Origin of the sequence: Bifidobacterium sp. ESL0690 (genome assembly GCF_029392315.1) — a bacterium.
GTDB lineage: Bacteria > Actinomycetota > Actinomycetes > Actinomycetales > Bifidobacteriaceae > Bifidobacterium.
The window spans coordinates 128,430-147,227 of the sequence record NZ_CP113939.1; the positions used below are offsets into that span (position 1 = coordinate 128,430).

12 protein-coding genes are annotated in these 18,798 nt (G+C 53.6%); 4 read left to right on the forward strand and 8 right to left on the reverse strand.

The genetic code is table 11. The annotated features are described in order from the left end of the window. Positions 1–141 precede the first annotated feature (141 nt). From OZX62_RS00465 to OZX62_RS00480, 4 genes are all read right to left on the reverse strand, one after another. Positions 142–777, reverse strand: coding sequence for a hypothetical protein (locus OZX62_RS00465; RefSeq protein WP_277176107.1), 636 nt, complete (start codon positions 775–777; stop codon positions 142–144). Beyond that, entirely contained in the window at positions 758–2,101 is a 1,344-nt protein-coding gene (locus tag OZX62_RS00470) for an ATP-binding protein (RefSeq protein WP_277176108.1), read from the reverse strand. The genes OZX62_RS00465 and OZX62_RS00470 overlap by 20 nt, the downstream gene beginning before the upstream one ends. Before the next feature lie 181 nt (positions 2,102–2,282). Continuing rightward, positions 2,283–3,620, reverse strand: a complete 1,338-nt coding sequence (locus OZX62_RS00475; RefSeq protein WP_277176110.1) for a sensor histidine kinase — start codon at positions 3,618–3,620, stop codon at positions 2,283–2,285. A gap of 151 nt (positions 3,621–3,771) precedes the next feature. After that, positions 3,772–4,491, reverse strand: coding sequence for a LytTR family DNA-binding domain-containing protein (locus OZX62_RS00480; RefSeq protein ID WP_277176111.1), 720 nt, complete (start codon positions 4,489–4,491; stop codon positions 3,772–3,774). A 379-nt stretch (positions 4,492–4,870) separates the two neighbouring features. Between OZX62_RS00480 and OZX62_RS00485 the strand changes: the two genes are divergently transcribed. Both OZX62_RS00485 and OZX62_RS00490 read left to right on the forward strand, forming a co-directional pair. Then, positions 4,871–6,382 (forward strand): hypothetical protein, encoded by a 1,512-nt coding sequence (locus tag OZX62_RS00485; RefSeq protein WP_277176112.1) that lies wholly within the window; start codon positions 4,871–4,873, stop codon positions 6,380–6,382. Between the two features lie 269 nt (positions 6,383–6,651). Continuing rightward, positions 6,652–8,136 (forward strand): amidohydrolase, encoded by a 1,485-nt coding sequence (locus tag OZX62_RS00490; RefSeq protein WP_277176113.1) that lies wholly within the window; start codon positions 6,652–6,654, stop codon positions 8,134–8,136. 126 nt (positions 8,137–8,262) lie between these two features. On the opposite strand, the gene OZX62_RS00495 is transcribed toward OZX62_RS00490, so the two are convergent. From OZX62_RS00495 to OZX62_RS00505, 3 genes are all read right to left on the reverse strand, one after another. Then, complete coding sequence (locus OZX62_RS00495; protein ID WP_277176114.1) at positions 8,263–8,634, reverse strand: hypothetical protein; 372 nt, start codon at positions 8,632–8,634, stop codon at positions 8,263–8,265. A gap of 633 nt (positions 8,635–9,267) precedes the next feature. After that, positions 9,268–9,660, reverse strand: a complete 393-nt coding sequence (locus OZX62_RS00500) for a hypothetical protein (protein WP_277176115.1) — start codon at positions 9,658–9,660, stop codon at positions 9,268–9,270. A 461-nt stretch (positions 9,661–10,121) separates the two neighbouring features. After that, the gene (locus OZX62_RS00505) at positions 10,122–10,310 is read right to left on the reverse strand and encodes a hypothetical protein (RefSeq protein ID WP_277176116.1); all 189 of its coding nucleotides are present in this window, start codon (positions 10,308–10,310) and stop codon (positions 10,122–10,124) included. Positions 10,311–10,604: 294 nt separating this feature from the next. On the opposite strand from OZX62_RS00505, the gene OZX62_RS00510 reads away from it, so the two are divergent. After that, positions 10,605–11,306 (forward strand): ABC transporter ATP-binding protein, encoded by a 702-nt coding sequence (locus OZX62_RS00510; protein ID WP_277176117.1) that lies wholly within the window; start codon positions 10,605–10,607, stop codon positions 11,304–11,306. 700 nt (positions 11,307–12,006) lie between these two features. Here OZX62_RS00510 and OZX62_RS00515 read toward each other — a convergent pair. After that, complete coding sequence (locus tag OZX62_RS00515; protein ID WP_277176118.1) at positions 12,007–12,918, reverse strand: hypothetical protein; 912 nt, start codon at positions 12,916–12,918, stop codon at positions 12,007–12,009. Positions 12,919–13,096: 178 nt separating this feature from the next. Here OZX62_RS00515 and OZX62_RS00520 point away from each other — a divergent pair, with 178 nt between their 5' ends. Continuing rightward, positions 13,097–18,694 carry an FtsX-like permease family protein gene (locus OZX62_RS00520; RefSeq protein WP_277176119.1) on the forward strand — a complete coding sequence of 1,866 codons (5,598 nt, stop codon included), beginning with the start codon at positions 13,097–13,099 and terminating at the stop codon, positions 18,692–18,694. Positions 18,695–18,798: the final 104 nt, after the last annotated feature.

Below are 18,798 nucleotides of genomic sequence, written 5' to 3' on the forward strand. Positions count from 1 at the left end.
CATTTCAACGTTTACACGGTCACTATGACGGTTAAATGACTGTGTAAACATGACCGTGTAAAAATCAAAAGATTGAAAATGATCAGGAAAATGTGGCTGTCATTTTAAAACGTAGCGATTCAACCATCTGATTCGCGGAAATCACTTCAGCAAATCCGCGAGCATGAAGTCGGTGCGTTGCTTCTTTGCGCTGGTGATACGTTGGTATTCCCTCAATGCTTGCACCAGATTGTCGCCATTGCCCCAATAATCATTAAGGAATTTGGGTCTTTTTACGTCTCCCATTCCAAGCTCTTCTTTGCAGAATAGGCTGGGTTTCAATTTATTCTGCTTCTTGCCCCGTTGGCTTTGTTTCCAATGTTCATATTGATCGGCGGCTCCTTCGCGGCAAATCACCAACATCTCGATTTCGGGATGAGTGGTGAGGTTCAGCGCGATTGATTGGTGCGTAGGTTGGGTTCTAGGGTCTTTAGATGAACCGTTGCGTCGCGCAGGACCTAAGCTGAGCTTGTGCTCGACCTGATCCTGGACGCAAAGCACAAAGACATCGCTGCCATAATCCTGATTGAGGTATTGCTGAGCTATGCTGGAACCTTTGCGCTCCAAGGTATAGTAGGCATCCGTTAATGGGTCGGTGATGATGTTGCCGGTGTCAAGAAATGTCAGGTCTTGTTCCACCAGCTTGGTGACGATAACCGATTCGGCGAGACCTTCGCAAGAGAACAGAACATGAGAGTTACCGATAAGGTCCGCAAGCTCATTTTTCCGACTTTTCATGGCCTTCTCCCGTCTCTTGAGATGGACGAGTCAGCGAAGGTTCGTTGACGGCAGACGCGACGTAATCGCGAATGGCCTTGAGGTTTTTGGCCTTGGGGGCGGTGCCGCCAATGAAGTTCGAGGTGAACACTTCGCTGCGTTTGAGTTCGCCGCGCTTGACCGCCGAAGAGTATTTCACCGCGTCAACTTTGTTACCATTCTGGGTGCTGCGCCGCAAGAAGTAGATGTTGTCTTTCCGGTTGAGCAGGTCGAGCAGTTCGGGATAGTGGGTGGTGAAAACCAGAGTGGCACCATGAGGATTGGTCTTTCTGGAGATAAACAGATTGATAATCATGTGGACAAGTTCTTTGTTGATGCTGTTTTCGATTTCATCAACTAAGAGATATCCGCCATTTTGCAACACTGAGAGGGCGTTGGAAATCATTCTTGAGCCGCGTTCGGTGCCGGAAGACAGTATGGTATGCGCCGCCTCGCGAGACATGATACGCTCGTCCAATTCTCCGGCGAAACGAATGTGAACTTGCTGGTCCTCCTTATCGAAGCGGTAGTAGTCTATGCTGTCATCCAAGACATGAAGGATGGGGTCGGCGATGGTTGCTATCGGATTATGCTCGTCGAGGGTTGCGGGCATGAAAATATCGGGATGCTGAGGAACCGGACTGGGCGTAAGTTGAGTTACCCCAGGGCTGCCGCCTTGTGCAATATTGGTGATGATGCTCATATATGGCGATAAATAAGGAAGCACTGAATCTGGTAGATAAGCGTTCTCGTCAATATCTTTATCGCGTTTTACGCCTTTTTTGGGTTTTGGTTTTCGAATGCGGATCACAGTTGCTGCTTTGGCGAAAGCTTTGAAATCTTTGAGCTGCTTTCGCGAAGGCTGTTTCTTGTTGAATCGTGACAGAGTTTCAGAAATGAAAGCGAATCTTGCGCTTCCTTCGTGTGTGCTCTCATCGATATTGCGTACTTGGATTAGCTCTGCCTCGTGCAGATAAAACACCCCGTTTGCCTCGAATATGGTTTCTATGTGCAAAGAATCGTCACAAGTCGGCAATGGGTGGATTTGCTGGAAAAGAGCGATATTGTCCGTCAATGCAGAGATGACAAAACTTAAAAGGCGAAGTGCTGTGGTCTTGCCAGTTGCGTTGACGCCGGTAAGCGCGACAACGTTTTGGGAATAAGCCGTGCTGGATTCTCCGCCCAGTCTGGTGATTCCGGAAGCTGGTCCGTAAGAGCGCACCTGGTCTTCCGCGAAGAAATCGAGATCGAGCGTTTTATTGTTGTAAGGTTCTGAACCGCTTACAGCAATATGCAGTAGATGCATTTCTTCTCCTTTGTGAAAGCTGTAAACAATTTTTCTGTTTACAGTATATCACTGGAGATGAGAATGTCTTTACGAGTGAAGTGTATGTTCGTTTCGTGGCTGGAAGCTTAATTTTCAAGTTACCTATAGAGGGTTGATTGTCAACTTTGCTTATTTTGATTGACTTTTCTGTATTCAGGTTTTACCGCGGCAAAAGTACGGTGAGAGTGAACCAGTGGTCGTGGGTTTTGATGGTGACGTTGCCGTGGTAGAGGCCGGCGATGTGCTTGATCGATTTCACGCCGTAACCGTGGGCGCGCTGGTCGGACTTGGTGGTGCGCAGGTCGCCCTGGTCGTCCGTCTGCAAAGCCGATTCGTAATAGTTTTCGACACGAATGACGGTAAATTGCCCGTGTTCGTATAGTGCGAGTTTGATGAGCCGCCGCTCCGGTTCCGCGACCTTAGAGGCGGCCTCGATGGCATTGTCGAGCGCATTGCCGAAAAGTGTGGCGATATCCATTGAGCTCATATTGGCCAAAAGCTTGCCGTCCGCGACAGTAGTCAATGTGATACCTTGCTGCGCGCAGGTCTTCAGCTTCGAAGTGAGAATGACATCGAGCACGGAATTGCCGGTGTGCTCCTGAGCGCTGTATTCCTTGACCGACGCCTCAAGATGCTCGAAGCCAGCGGCCACGTGCTTGGGGTCGACCTCGGCCCGCAACGCGGTGATCTGGTGCTTCAGATCGTGCGCAATTCGCCCGAGCGATTCGATGTTTTCCTTGGATTGCAGATATTCCTGATGCTCGCTTTGCAGCTTCGCGTCGATGGAAGCAATTTCAAGGTTGGCCTGCGCGGCCCTCGCCTGCTCCTGCTGTGCGCCGAGAATGGCGTAGCCGCACAAATCGACGAGCGTGCGAATATAGAAGATTTCCTGCCCGACCGATCCGGAGAATGGCGTGTTCGTGGAGACGAAACTCAGGTTACTCACCGCAAAGGTGACGATGGTGATGATAATGGAACCCGCCACCGCCGTTCGCGTGGGATTTGTCGGTTTGTCGCGCTTGAAATTGCGGCGTTCGATGGCCCAAGCCAGGCCGAAACCGACCAAGTAGATTATTGTCGCCAATATCGCGGTCGGAAGGTCCAGCCCAGAAACGGAGGCGTGGCCGTGGTTGTGCTTGTTAAACCCGATAAAGGTCGCGATTTGCCAGTGCAGCGAGGCCACAAGTTCCGCGAGCACGAACGCGCGGGCGGTGACGTAAAGGCCTTCGCGCGGCGTCGTTTGGGCGCCGAGAACAATAAGAAGGTACATTCCCGCCACGGCGAGGAGCATCCCCAGAATCCAGAAATCAAGGCTCATCGCCCCGTCGAAATATTGAATCCCGATAATCGTAGGCAGTCCGATTGCGGCCACGAGCAGGCTCCGCCATTTCGGCGCACGCCGGTAGATGACCAGCAGATAGACCACGCAGGCCAGCCATTCGCAGATGCCGGTGTAGAGCCGCGGGATATTGGGCAGCGCGTTGGTGATGGTGTTCATCTGTCGCCTCCCCTGTGGCTCCGGCATACGCCTGCAGGTTCGAATTCAGGTTGCATGTTTCTTACATTACTGTCGGAAAAGTGTAAGTTGGCGGCGCTATAGTGCATGTTTCGCACGGTAGCGTCGGGAAGGTGCATGGTAACCAGTGCGTTCATTGCAGCCCGCCGTTGATGTAGCTGGCCAGCGCGGCGACGAACGCTTTTTTGCGCGGGCGGCTGATGCGCAGGCGCTCGCCGTTGCTCATGATGCAGTCTTGGTCCTCGATGCCGGTGACGTGCCTCAGGTTGACCAGATAGCAGGAATTTGAGCGGAAGAAGTCGTGCCCGTCCAGTTGCGTCTCGAGCTCTTTCAAGGTTGAGGTGATGGAAAGTTTGCCATCGAGCGTATGGATAATAATGGTATGACGAATTGATTCGATGTAGACGATGGATTTGAGCTCTACGCGTGTGCGTTGCGAGCCGACCTCGAAAAGCATGGAATCGTCGCTCTGCCGCCGCACTGCCTCGATGCAGCGCTTGATTTCCTGGCAGAAGGCGAAGTACGGCACGGGTTTTAGGAGGTAGGAGAGCGCCTGCACTTCGTAGCCGTTGATGGCGTATTGCGAGGCATTGGTGATGAAAACGATCACGACGCTGCTGTCGATTTTGCGGATGCGCCGCGCCGCCTCCATGCCGTCCATCTCTTTCATTTCGATGTCGAGCAGCAGGATGTCGTAAATCGGCCGGTAATTTTCCACGATTTTCGCGCCGTCGTCGAAGACGGAGACGGTGAAGTTCTCGCCGTTTTCGCTCTGGTAGCGGTTGAGGTAGTCGAGGACTTTCTGGCAGGCGGCGGGTTCGTCTTCCACTACTCCGATTCTGATGTTGCGCATCGTCGCCGCCTTTCACTTAAGGTTTTACCCCATAATTTCTCTATAGCATAATTTGGCAGGTTTGCCGCCGAGTTCGCTAGATTGTCGTTACGGACTCATAATTTGTTTTGCATTTACAAAAAATAGTTAAAAAAGCTATTTCTATCTCATTGTCTCATACGTCTGCAGGCGTTTTTGGTGTCAGCGAGAAATTCCAGTGTGAGAAAATTGATATAAACTCATTCGCGAAAATTTGTATGGCAATGGTTTGCCATACACTTTCGGAGTTAATTTTTAGCCGCTTACAGGCGATATTTTACCGTTTATAGATGTGATTGGACAAGCCCTCTAGCTAAGGAGTAAAAAGATTGACGTATGTTATTTTCCAATGGAGGTTGATATGAAGAAGACGAAGAAGATGGTGATTGTCGCGTCGTTTGCGGCGGCTTGCACCCTGTTCGCGGGTGTAGGTTTCGCGACGGCAGGTGAGGCTCCGGCCCCGGGCTCCAATCCGGTGGTTTCGGCGCAGGCAAATTATAATCGCACAGCTTTGCAGGCTCAGCATGACAGAGCAGTCGGAATACGTAATACCGCCGGTAATTTGAACCAATACACCCAGGAGTCGTGGACATGGCTTTTGAGCGATATCATTAAGGCTGAAGCCAAGTTGGATGCTTCTAAAGACGGTAATCAAAATGCAGATGGAGCTATGAACCAGCAGGATATTGATCAAACGGCCAGCTCAATGAAGTTTGACATGGATTTTGGTATCTTGAAGGCTCCCAAGGCTGGTGAAATCAGAGCAGATGCGCCTCTGCAGAATATGGCAGCTCTTCAGTCTTTTTACAATAAAATAAAGAACGTCGCACGCTCCAGCTACCCCTCTGCCACGGATAATCAGTGGACTCAGTTTGATCAATCCAGAAGCTATGTAAGTTGGGTCTTAATGTCGGACAGTGATCAATATCAGGTTGCCAGGGCGTATGACCGGTTGTATGCAGATACTTACAACATTGATCAGAACTTGCTCCCAACTCCCCCTGCCCCGTCACCGTCTCCATCCCCATCGCCGAGCCCTGCTCCCGCTCCTGCCCCCGACAAGAAAGCCGGACTGCGCAGCGCTTATGACAAGGTGAAGGATTACAAGCAGGACGATTTCACTGCCGCTTCTCCTTGGGCTGCGTTCGCCGCTGAACTTGCCAAGGCCAAGGCCATGCTCGATACCGACAACACTCAGGCTGCGTTCGACGCCGAAGCCACCGCCCTCAACGCGAAGGCCGACGCTCTGATTAGCATCGCCGCGCTCAAGGCCGATATCGCCAAGGCGTCTTCGCTGAAGCCTTCTGACTACAGCGAGTTCTCTTGGTATCTTGTCACCATCGATTTACCTTGGGCCAAGGACGTCGTTGGTAATGCCGACGCCACGAAAGATGATGTCAATGCCATTGAAGGCCTTCTGAGCGAAGACCTCGCCGATCTCAAGACCCCGATTGCCGGCCAGAAGACCGGTGCGGATATCCCCACCACTCCCAAGACCAAGGCCGATCTGACCAAGTTGGTCGCACAGGCCGAAAGCCTCAAGCAGAGTGATTACACCGCTGCTTCATGGAAGGTCTTCGCTGAGGCCTTGAAGGATGCCAAGGATGCCCTCAATCCGGACGCACAGCCGCAGTCGCAGTCACTGCTGCGTGACGGCGTTGAAGACGACTACACCTTCAACTACGTGGAGCTTGAGGACGCCCAGTCCGCTCTGGTTCGCAACGTCGCCAAGACCAATGGTGCCGCTGGCGCCGCCGGTAAGAAGGCCGGCCTTGCAACGACCGGTGCCAATGTTTCCATCGTGGCCGGCATCATGGCGCTGCTCGCAGCTGCCGGTGCCGCCATCAAACTCGTCGATCGCAAGCGTGCCTAGCAACCAGCTCGCTCGTCTGTAACGACAGTTTCGCCATAAAAGGTCGGCCAGCAGGCCTGTGGATTTGGTATTGATAAGCCATTTCCGTCAGTCTGCCGGCCGATTTTATACGTTCGGGCTTGGGCTTAGAGAAGCTAGGCGGGAGTATCTAGGCGGACACGGCTAGGAGAACGTAACTTGATGGACGTGACTTAGCGAGATGGACTCGGTTAGGTGGCCTCGGCTCGATGAGAGTATAAAGAAGGAAACGTCCCGAAAGGAAGTGTGCTATGGCAGTTGACAATAACGGCAATACTCGCAATGCAGCCGATATCGACGGCAACAAACAGCGGATCATGGACATCGTCGACGAGAAGAAAGGCGAGTTCATCGAGGCTTCGGACAGGATTTGGGAGACGCCCGAGACACGTTTCACCGTGCCGAAATCTGTCGAACAGCATTATAAAGTACTCGAACGCGAGGGCTTTGACATCCAAAAAGGCGTGGCCGGCATGGATTACGCCTACATCGCCACGTACGGAACAGGCAAGCCGGTTATCGCCATCACCGCCGAATACGACGCACTCGACAATTTGAGTCAGGAGGTCGGCAACCCCAATCGCAAGCCGGTGGTCGAGGGCGCGCCCGGGCAGGGTTGCGGCCACAACGTGCTCGGTACCGGCGCTTTGGGCGCGGCCGTCGCGCTGAAAACGCTGATGGAGGAGAAAAATCTCAAGGGTACGCTGAAACTTTTCGGCTGCCCTGCCGAGGAGAGCGGTTACGGCAAGGCGTTCATGGCGCGCGATGGCGTTTTCGACGACGTGGACGCAGCGTTTACCTGGCATCCTTCCGATACCACGGCCGTCGCCGGCGGTTCGGGCCTTGCGGTGATGCAGGCCAACTTCAGCTTCAAGGGCATCGCCGCACACGCTGCGGCCGCCCCCGAGCAGGGCCGCGACGCGCTTGACGCCGCCACGCTGATGACGGTGGGCGTGCAGTTCCTGCGTGAGCACATCATCGACGCCGCGCGCATCCACTATGCTTACCTCGACGCCGGCGGCAAGTCCGCGAACGTCGTGCATCCCACGGCCACGCTCTACTTCTTCGTGCGCGCCCCGTATCTTGAGCAAGCCAAGCCCATCTACGACCGCGTGGTCAAGATCGCCAAGGGCGCCGCGATGATGACGGAAACCGAGCTTTCGATCGACTTCGATTCCGCCTGCGCCAACTACGTGCCGAACCACCCGCTCAGCGAGGATATGGACAAAAACCTTGACCTGGTTGGCCCGTTGCAGCTCACCGATGAAGAGCTCGAGTTCGAAGGCAAGATCCAGGCCAACAACCCCAAGGGTTACGAAGGTCCGCTCGCCGAGCGGCTGAAGGCCGCGAACCCGGCGCTCAGCGATGAGGAAGTCGGCAAAATCGCCCATTCCAGCATGGCGTTGCCGAAGTTCCCGCTGATTTACACCACCGACACCAAGGGCCAGGCGTCCACGGACGTCGGCGACGTGAGCTGGTGTACCCCGACCGCGCAGTATTACGGCGGTTTCGAGCCGCTGGGTACGCCCGCGCATTCGTGGCAGTGGGTAGCCAACGGCCAGTCCAGCGTAGCGCACAAGGGACTTGTACAAGCCGCCAAGACCATCGCCCTGACCGCCTACGATGCTCTCACCGACCCTGAGCTTCTGCAGGCTGCGAAGGATGCCTATGCCAAGGAGTTCAAGGGAAAGCCTTACAAGTCGGTGATCCCGCCGGAAACTCAGCCCCACGGCTGAGTGAGAGGCTGTCTGAGATTGTCTAGGATAAGCCTTCCGGCAAGGTCAGTGTTCCGTCGGAAGGCATATAAAAACGGGCTGGCGACTTGATTGTCGTCAACCCGTATGAAGTCTATGAACTAATGTTCAGGCAGCCTTTGTCGTGGCGGACTGAGCGTTCTTGTTCTTGTCGTTACCGGTCAGTTGCGTTTTCTCGGCATCGCGGCGGACGATTTCCTTCGCGATCGATTCGATGTTGCAAAGACGCAAGGCGTTGTCCCCACGCACGCCCGAAGCTTCTTCGTTGCTGATAAGGCCGGTCTTGACCATCGCATCAACGGGGTTGATGCCATAGCTGCGAGCGATGGCGATGATTTCGTCGGTCGCCAGTTCGCCCGACTTGAAGCGCTTATAAAGAGTGGCATAGGGGATGCCCGCCTGTTGTGAGATTCGGTTGATGGAATCGTCGTGGGTGATTTCTCGTAGCCATTCAATGTGATTATGTCGAATTTTTTCCATGTTTTTATTTTCCGATAATTCGGGAGAAAATGTAAGGAATAAAATTTCATAAAACGTTTGATGTTATTGAGAATATTTTTATTTGATGGTATTTGTGCAGACTGTTTGTCGAGAAAACTATTTTGCCTAATATTGCAATAAAACGTTGAAATAATAATGATTTTGGACTAAAATTAAACGAAAGTGTGGGCTTCATGTCTCGCAAAGAGTCAACAAAAGGACGACTATTTGTGTGCTCGGCAAACGTCAACCGTTTTATTTAATTTTTTAAAAAAATTAAATAAAACGTTCATAACCGTATTGATTAAGTTATTAGCGTAATCAATGCTTTTTGTCTAATGCAAAATAGTGCTTTTGGCTTTATTGATGTTTAATCATTGCAATTTCGCTAGATTTCATAGGTTGCTCAGATGATGGCACCGGACCGCAGTGAGGTCTCGAGGTTTACTCATCTGATGACGATTGAGCGACAATGGTGTGGCTTTCAATCCTGCTTCTGCCTATTGACGTCGACGGTTGAACGGAGCCTAACGTGTTCGCCGAAGTCGGATTCTGCCCGCTTATCGACATGTAAGCGGGGCCGTGACGTGCGCAGTCCCGCTTACATGTTCTTCGATTTCCGGCCTTAATCTTTTAGGCCTTGTCCGCCGGATTCGCTTCGCCCTTTTCGCCGTCACTCGATTCTTGGGCTTTTTTGATGGCGGCCAGGCCGCTGGTTGAGTCGTTGCGGCGCACGATTTCCCTGGCGATGTCGCTGATGCTGCTGAGCCGCAGTGCGTTGTTGCCGCGCACGTCGGTGGCCTCGTCCGTGTCGATGACGTGGTTTTGGACCAGCGCCTCGACGGGGTTGATGCCGTAACCGCGGGCGATTGCGATGATCTCGTCGGTGGTCAGCATATTCGATTGGAAGCGCTTGTAAAGGGTCGTATAAGGAATTCCGCTCAGACGCGAGATCTTATTGATGGAGTCGTTGTGCGTGATGCGCTTGAGCCATTCGATTGGATTGTTACTCGTATTTTCGTTCATGTACTTATTATGCGATGTCTAACCTTAAAAAGTAATCAGCAAAACTGAAACGTTTGATGTAAAAGAGAGAAAAGTCATACGCAAACGTTATGGAAAGTTAAATTTTACTATAATTTGATTACATTGGCAAACGAGTTTTTCGCCGTATCGTCATTTGACTTTCGTTTCGTTTTCTTGATATTACGCGATTTTAAGGGTGTTGAATGCCTCTCTCGCTTGGATTTGCGACGTCGAAGCTGGTGCTGGGGACTGCGGGGTGAGAATGCAGGATTGAGTGGATTGTGACTTACAACAAGTTTCGGCTAAAGCAGAATTAGTTTATTTTTCCGTAAACCAACATTGCGGCGCAAAGTTATTACAAAATCTTACAATTATCAAACGTTTGCCTTAACCGTGCATCAAATGAATACGCGGTACAGTGAATATCCGCTGCGTTGTGGTGTTTGGTGGTGGGTATGGATCTATTCGGATGTCATGCTTTTGAGAGCCGAGATGTCCTCGATATCGTCATAGCGCATGATGAGATTCTTGATTTGCGTGAGTTTTTCGATGTTCTTCGGGCACTTGCCGTCGCCGTTCACAAACGAATAATCGAAAGTCGTCAGATTCTGCAAACCGGCAAGAGGCGCCAAATCGGTGGTCATGGTCAAGTTAGTACCGTCAGACCACAATTGGAGCCTTGGCGGCGGTGCTGGGAACCGGGGTTGCTAGTGCAACGATTAACCTTTTATGCGAACCGTGGGTTGGCTTTTCGTCATTCTCTGAGAGTAAATGCCATAGAACTCATTGCATTTATACAATATTTTAAACTCTTTTGTTCACATTTATGATTTATAATAACAAGATGCGATAATTATCTAATTAAAAAAGCCGTTATTCATTATATAATGATAATATTTATTCTAAGGATTGGGTACGTGTTCGGTTTTTGAGGAGAGAGCGGAATGGGTTATATCGATGTAATTCATGAAGTCAAACGATATAATAGTGGTGCTGGAAGCGTGGTTGCGAATAACGATGTTAGTTTTTCTATTCTTCAAGGTGAGCTGGTTGTGATTATTGGAGCCTCCGGCACCGGGAAATCGACGTTGCTCAACGTCATCGGTGGCATGGACGGCTGCGATGAAGGCGACGTGATTATTGACGGCGAAAACATCGCCGAATACAGTACCAAGGAACTCACCGAATACCGCCGCCTCGATGTCGGTTTTGTTTTCCAGTTTTATAATTTAGTTCCCAACCTGACTGCACTGGAAAACGTTGAAATCGCCTCCGACATCGTTCCGTATGCCTACGATTCCAGAAAGGTGTTGGAGAGCGTCGGCCTTGGCGACCGTTGCGACAACTTCCCTTCTCAACTTTCTGGCGGCGAACAGCAGCGGGTTGCCATCGCGCGTGCTGTTGCGAAAAGACCAAAAATCCTCCTATGTGACGAACCGACCGGGGCCCTCGACTACAAAACGGGCAAGCAGGTGCTGCATATCCTGCAAAACATGAGTCGCAAGCATGGCGCGACCGTGGTCATCGTGACCCATAATTCCGCGCTCGCCCCCATGGCCGACCGCGTCGTCAGCATGCACGACGCCCGCGTCACCGACGTCAGGCGAAATCCCGATCCGTGCGATATCGACCAGCTGGAGTGGTGATTGTGAAATCCAAAAATTCTCATAAAGACGTTTACCAGGATTCTGTTTCCGGTACAAAGAGTAAGAAGAAGCATTCGTCCAAGGGTAAAAAGTCGAAGAAGATGGCCGAGGCCAAGAAATTAGCCGAGACCGAGAAGAATAGTGCGGCTAAAACCAGGAAGTCGGCCGAAGCTCAGGGGGGCGTTGCACCCGAGGCGACGAAGCTGATCTGGGATGTGAAACCGGTTGTGCACAGGGCCTCTGCTGTGTCGAAGAAGCAGGCGGAGCCGAGACGAGCTGCTGCTAAGACTGAGAAGCTGGCTAAAACTGAGAAACCAGTTGAGTCTAGAAAGACGGCCGTGTCTGAGAAGCCGACTACATCAGAGAAGCCGGTTGCGGCCAATAAGCCAGCTGAGATCCAAAAGCCAAGCATGCCTGATAGATTGTCTGAGCCCAAGAAGCAGGCTGAGCCGAAGCGAACTGCGGTTGCGACTGAAAAGCCAGTTGAGACCAGAAAGCCAGTTGTTGCTGAGAAGCCTGCTATACCCGAGAGGCCGGTGACGCCTGCAAAGCCGGCTGAGCCCAAGGAGTCGGCTGCGCCGAAGAGACAGCCGGTGTCGGGGAAGCCCGTTGTCTCTGAGAAGCCGGTTGAAATCAAGCAGTCAGTTCCGGTTCAAAGGCCGGTTATGACGAATAAGTCAGCTGAGCCTAAGCAGTCAGCTCAGCCAAAGAAGGCAGCCGGGCCAAAGAAGCGGGCCGTAGCTGAGGAATCGCCTGAACCGAAGAAAGCAGTTGCAGCTAAGAGGCCAGCTGCATCTAAGAAGCTGGCTGTGCCTAAAAATGCGGCCAGGCCCAAGAAGCTGGTTTGGGTAAGGAAATCGGCTGCGCCTGAGAATCCGGTTGAGTTCAGAAAACCGGCTGTGTCCGAAAAGTCAGCTGAGTCTAAGAAGTCAACTGCCACTAAGAAATCGTCTGCGCCCAATAAGGTAACTGAGCTTAGTAAGCGGGACGCACCGAAGAATCCGGTTGAGTCCAGAAAGCCGATTGCGTCTGAGAACCCGACCGAGGCCAAGGCCAAGGAATTAGCCCACTCTGAGAAGCCAGTTGAAGCCAAGAAACTACACGTAGTCGAAAAAGCTGCTGAGCCCAAGAAGCCGGGTGAATCCAAGAAACGAGTTGCCTCTAAGAGGTCAGCTGCGAATAAGAAGGCTGAATCTAGGAAGCAAACAGTATCTGAGAAAAAGGCTGCGCCGAAGAAGTCGGTCAAGTCTGGGAAGCCAACCGTATCTAAGAAGCCGGTTGATACCGAAAAACCGACCGTAGTTGAGAAGCTGGCTGAGCCTAAGAAGGCGGCTACAACTAGGAAACCGGCTGCGTCGAATAAAGTGGCTAAGGCTCGGAAATCTGTCGTGGCCGAAAAGGCCGTTGAACACGATAAGCCGTCCGTATCTGAGAAGTCAGCAAAGTCTAGGAAGCCAGTTACAGCCAATAAGTCAACTGAATCTTCAAAGGCGGCTGAGGCAAAAAAGCGGCTAGCTTCTGAAAAGCAGGTAGCATCTAAACCGTCACCTGATGCGAAGAAGTTTGTCGAGGTTAAGAAGTCTCCTGAGATTAAGAAGTCTGTAGAGTCCAATAAACCGTCTGTACCGAAAAAGTCGTCCCAACCCGAGCAGCTAGCCGTACCAGAGAAGCCGGCCGAGCCCAATAAGCAGGCTGAGTCTAGGAATCCAGTCGTATCTGAGAAGCCAGCCGTGCCGAATAAGCCGGTTGAATCTAGCAGGCTGTCTGCATCTGGGAAGCCAGTTGAGCCTATGAAGCAGGCCGTACTCGGGAATCCAGCCGAGTACAGGAAACCGGTTGAGCCTACGAAGCCAGCTGCGCCAACCCAGCCTAAAGCCGAATCTCAAGCGGCTCCGGCCATTCTCAATTTGCCTGCTAAAGCTGAGCCTGCTGGCGGACCGGATCAGGATTTCTCGGAAACCGTCATCTTTCCGCCGAACTCACGGACGGTTGAAAAGCCCGCGCAGCCGAAAACGGATGTTGTGCCATTCTTGGAAAATGGTGATTCACAGCCCTCGGAATGGACGGTTGATCTGCGTCAACCTGATGGCAGCAGGAAGAAAACGGAAACAACCGAACAATACAATGTAAGGATTTCGCTGCGGCATGCGCTGGAGCAGCAACAGCAGGAGCAGCGCGCTCGAAAAGCGCAGCAGGAGCGCCAGGCACAGCGCCTACAGCGAGAGCAGCAATTCGGGCAGCCGACGCAGCCTAGGGGGCAGCAGGAATCCACGCCAGCGCAGCCGCACAAGCCGAAGGTGTCACAGAAGCAATGGCTGGAAGAGCTTGGGAAACCTCTGGAAATCTCGGAAATTCTGCAACAACAGAAGTCCATGCAAAAGCCTCTGCAGCAGCAGGAGCCTGTTCAGCCCAAGCAAGTGGCTCAGGTTCAGCCGCAGCAGCAGCAATCACAGCTGAAACGTGCTCCACAGACATCGGTACAAAAGCAGCAGCCTGCGCAACTGCAGCAGACTACGCGGCCTCAGCCGCAGCAGCCAAACCGGCCTCAGGCGCAACAGGTGTCGGAGCAGCAGCCGCAGCAGTCTGAGCAAACTAAGCAAATTCATCCTCAGCAGCAACAACCGCAGCAACAGCTGAGAAAGCCTCGGCAAACTGCGAAGTGGGAGCATCACGCGCAGCCACAAAAGCTGCAGCAACCTCAGCCAGCCGAGCGGGTTGAAAAGCAACCGGTGCCCGTGCAAAAGCTAGAGTCGTCGCAGCAGCAACCGTTGCAACAGGAGCAGGAGTCTAGGCAGCCTGAGCAAATCGCGCAGATTAAGCCGCAACAGCAACCTCAAAAACTTGAAAACCAGGAGCAAGAACAGCAGCCACAAGAAAGTCCGAAGAGCCAGAAGCCGCGGCAATCCAAGGAACTTCAGGAAACCAAGCAGATTCAGCCGGAGCAATCGGAACAATCGCAGCAGCCTCAGCAGTCTGAGGAATCTCAGGAAATTACGCAGGCTGGGCTTCAGAAGCAGGAGTCGTTAAAGCGAGAAAAGCCAGAACAGAAGCAGCAGCCGCAAGAAACCCTGAAGGCTCAGAAGCCACAATCTCCTGAGGGTTCTGAGGAAACTGGGCAGATTCAGTCGCAGCAGGCCTCGGTGCTGAAGCAGGAGCCTTCACAAGCCCAGAAGCCGCAGGAAAAACAGGAATCAAAACCGCTACCGGTGTCGGAACAGAAGCAGCAGTCGCGGAAAAAGCAAAAAGGTAAGAAGTCACAGCAGCCCGAGCAATCTCTGCAAACTGCGCAGTCGAAGTCGCAAAAGACATCTGAGAAAAAGGCATCGAAGCAGCGGAAATCGCAAAAGGCGCAGCAGGCGTCAGTGCAGCAGAAGCAGCAGTCGGAGGAAAGCTCGGAAGTCCAGAAGCCGCAGCAGCAAGAGACGCCGCAGCAGCAAGAGACGCCACAAAAACAAGCGGCTCCACAGAAGCAGCAGCCGCGGGAAACTCCGCAAGATCAGAAGTCTGCGCAGCCTCAGCAAGCCGGGGAAGTGCAGCCGCAGCAGAAGCAGGAGTCGCCAGAACAACAAGAGGTAACGCAGAAGCAGCAGTCCAAGCAGGAGCCGCAAAAACCGCAACCAGTATCGGCACAGGAGAAGCGGCAGCCGGAGGAAAGCCCAAAGGTCCAGGAGTCTGAACAGCCTGAACAGCTTGAACAGCTTGAACAGCCTGAGCAAGCCGCAGAGGTGCAGCCACAGGGTAGTGACTCTGAGCAAACGGAGCAGAGTCAGCCGGAGCAGTCGCAAGAGCAGGAGCCGTCGTCAGGGCTGGAAGAGATGACGGAGGAGCTCGGGCAGCCTCAAACTGCACAGCCGGCATTGCAACCGGTTCATGCCACGCATACGTGGGCGGAGTACGACCCGTGGGCGTCTACCGGTGGTGAGGTTGCCGGTGGTGGAATGGCCGATTCGGTTCCGCTGCCTAAGCCTCGCCATGGCCTTCCTCATTTCGAGGCCCCGCAAGCCATGCCGTTGCCTCAGCCGCAGCAGATTCGGCAATCCGGTCAGACTCAGCAGTTGCCGCAAACGCAGGTTCAGCAATCCAATCAAGATCAGCAGGCTCAGCCTCAGCAGCCAAGCGAAATCCAGCCATTGCCGCAGGTAGAGCCGCAGACGGAACAGGTTCAGGCTCAACCGGAGCAGGCGGAGCTGTCTGATCAAACTTTGCTGTCTGACCGGACTTTGCTATCGTCCCGGTTCCCTGGCCAGCCTCAGCAATTGCCGCAAGTAGAGCCACAACCGGAGCAGGTAAAGTCTCAGCCGGAGCAGTCTCAGCAATCCCGACAGCTGCGGCAGCCTCAACCTCAGCAGCCCGTGCAAACTCAAGCTCGGCCATCGAGTCAGGACGAGCAGTCTCAGCAATTGCCGCAGGCTCAACCCCCACAGCTGAGCCAAACCCAGTCCCGGCAGTTGCCGCAAACGCAGCAGTCAAGTCAAGCTCAAACCCAACCTCAGCAGCCAGCTCAAACCCAGCAATTGTCACAGCCGCAAACGCTCCAGCCCCAGCCGCAGCCCGAACTGCCGCCGGTGCGCGCCTCGCATACGTGGGCGGAATACGACCCATGGGCCTCAAGCGGTGGTGAAATCGCCGGCGGCGTGGTTCCGCTGCCTCGCCCCAAGCGTGTCTCGCGGTTCTCCCGGCGCTCCCACTCCTCCTCAGAGCTCGGTGCCGTTCCTTCTTCCGCATCGCAATCCAGCGGCGGAAGCGCGTCCGCAACCAAGGCCCCCGTCTTCAGACGTCATTCGCAGAGCTGGGAAGATCTCCAATTCGGCGGCGCGCACAAGATGTCGCATCGCATGCTCCGCAGGGACACCCGCCGCTCGCTGGGCAAGTCGCTGGGCCGTTTCATCTCGATTGTCTGTATGGTCGCGCTCGGTTCGTTTGTCCTCGTCGGTCTCAATGTCACTGGGCCGGAAATGCGCAGCACAGCCGACCAGTACTTCGAGCAGCACCAGCTTGCCGATCTTACGGTGATGAGCAAAACTGGTCTCGACTATTCCCAGATGAGAGCGATAAAGCGTGCTCCCGGCGTCAGCAAAGTCGAATACGGCTTCTTTAAGGATGTCGCCGTCAACCAACGCGACGAAAGCATACGCATCTTTTCGACGACACCAAGCATCTCCACTTACTCCTTGCGCAGCGGTTCCATGCCACAACGTGCCGGTGAAATCGCCATCGATGCCAAGGAAGCCCAAAAGCACCCGGTAGGTTCCACCATCACTTTCCTTGAGAAACCCGGCGCGGACGGCGAAATGATGCTCAGGAGCGACGAATTCAAGGTAACCGGTGTGGTCGATTCCGTGGAAATCGTCGGTAGTGTCAATCGAGGTCTTTCGGATTCGGGCTCGGGTTCGCTTGACGGCTATGGCGTGGTCGTTCCGCAATCCTTCGCTTCGACGCCCTACAATATCGCGAGACTGCGTTGCAAGGCTCTCGATGATATGACGAACCATGTTTCCAATGATTACGACAAGAAGGTCCAGCAGGAAAAGGATCTGCTTTCTGATTCGCTTGAGGACTCTGACGGTGGCCTCTCTCTGCCTTCGCTCGCTCCGCCTTACGCAGGTTCCGCTTCAGGTTCTGCGACCGGCCTCGCGCGCGGTTCGAGATCCGGTTTTGCTTCCCGCCCCACAGTTCCAAGCGACCCGACTTCCGCTCTGCCCACTTACTCCATATATTCAAGGCGTGACGCTCCTGCAGCTTCCGGATATGTTACTTATGATTCCATTTCGAAGATTACCGATTCGCTCGGCAGCATCTTCCCGATATTCATGTATCTGATCGCCGCGCTGCTGACTTTCACCTCCATGACACGCTTCGTCGACGAGGAACGGGTGGGCGCGGGAACGCTCAAGGCGTTCGGCTATTCCGACTGGGATGTGATGAAGAAGTTCGTCGTCTACGGTTTCGCCGCGGGCTTGGTCGGCGGCATCGCCGGTGCCGTGGGCGGGCAGCTGCTGATGCCGAGAATCATCTATTCCGCGTACCGTCTCGGCTTCGATGTGCCGCCGGCGCGTCTGCAGGTCGGGGTGGTGGCCACCTTGGTCGCGCTCGTCCTTGCGTTCGCGGCCACCGTGCTGCCCGCTTACATCGCGGCCCATCGACAGCTCAAGGAAAAAACGAGCGCACTGCTCGCGCCGAAACCTCCGAAAGGAGGAGCTTCCATCGCTTTGGAAAAAGTCGGGTGGTTCTGGGACAAGCTTAATTTCAAGAACAAGATCACCTTGCGCAACATTTTCCGTTATAAGACACGTACCATCACCACGATAATCGGCGTGGCCGGTGCGGTTGCCATGCTGGTTGCCGGTGTCGGGGTGCTGCGTTCAGTCGACTCAATCAATGGTCTGCAATATGGAAGCGTCATACAGTATGATCTCATCGCTGCGCACAGCGACAACATCCCTAAAGGCCAGACAAGGCAGATATCCGAGGAGTTGCAAAGCAGCGATGTCAAACGGTACTCCCCGATTCGCTATGAGAAAAGTACGATGGAGGCCGGCCCGTATCGTAACAAACAAGATCTGACGGTTATCGCAGCCAAAAATTCCTCGTCGTTTAACGGTTACGTCGACCTTCACGAGAGGGCTAGCGGCCGTCACCTTGACCTGGATAATTATGGTGCCGTGATTTCCGAGCGACTCGCGAAGCTCAACAAGGTCAAGGTGGGCGACAATATCATCATCCATGATTCCGGCGGGCATGATCGCGTGGTCCCTGTCAGCGGGATATGCGAGATGTATTTCGGCCATTTCGTCTTCATGAATGCTCAATCTTACGAGAAAATATTCCATCAGGATTACTCGCCGAACGCCGACATGATCAGTTTGAAAGACCGCAGTCCCGCCAATGGCAAGCGCGAGGCGGCCAGGTTCATGGCGCTCGACGGCATCACGCAGGTTGCGCAGAATTCGCTGCTCCTCAATCAGACGGATATGCTCTTGCGCGCGCTGAACCTGTTGATGAAGGCGCTGATCGTCATCTCGGTGCTGCTTTGCATCGTCATTCTTTATAATCTGAACAATCTCGACATTTCGGAACGCAGACGGGAGCTCGGCACTATCAAGGTTCTGGGGTATTACAATCGTGAGGCCACGATGTACGTCTACCGCGGAACCCTTGCGCTGACGGTCGTCGGCATTGTGCTCGGCGCGGGGGTCGGCATCCTGCTGCATCGACGCATGATTGACATGATCGCGCCGGAAACGATGATGTTCAACCCGCGCCTCACCGTTGGACAATTCGTGTTCCCGATACTGCTGATTGCGACGGTTACATTCCTCTTGGCTTTCTATGTGGCGGCAAGCGTCGCGAGGGTCAACATGCTCAAGGTGCTGCACGCCAAGGACTGAGGAGACGGAATGGCTCCTTATATATAGAGGGAGATTCCTTATATATAAGGAGCCATTCGGTGACGTTGTTTCAGCGGGAGGCTTTCGGTTTTCTTTTCGTCAAA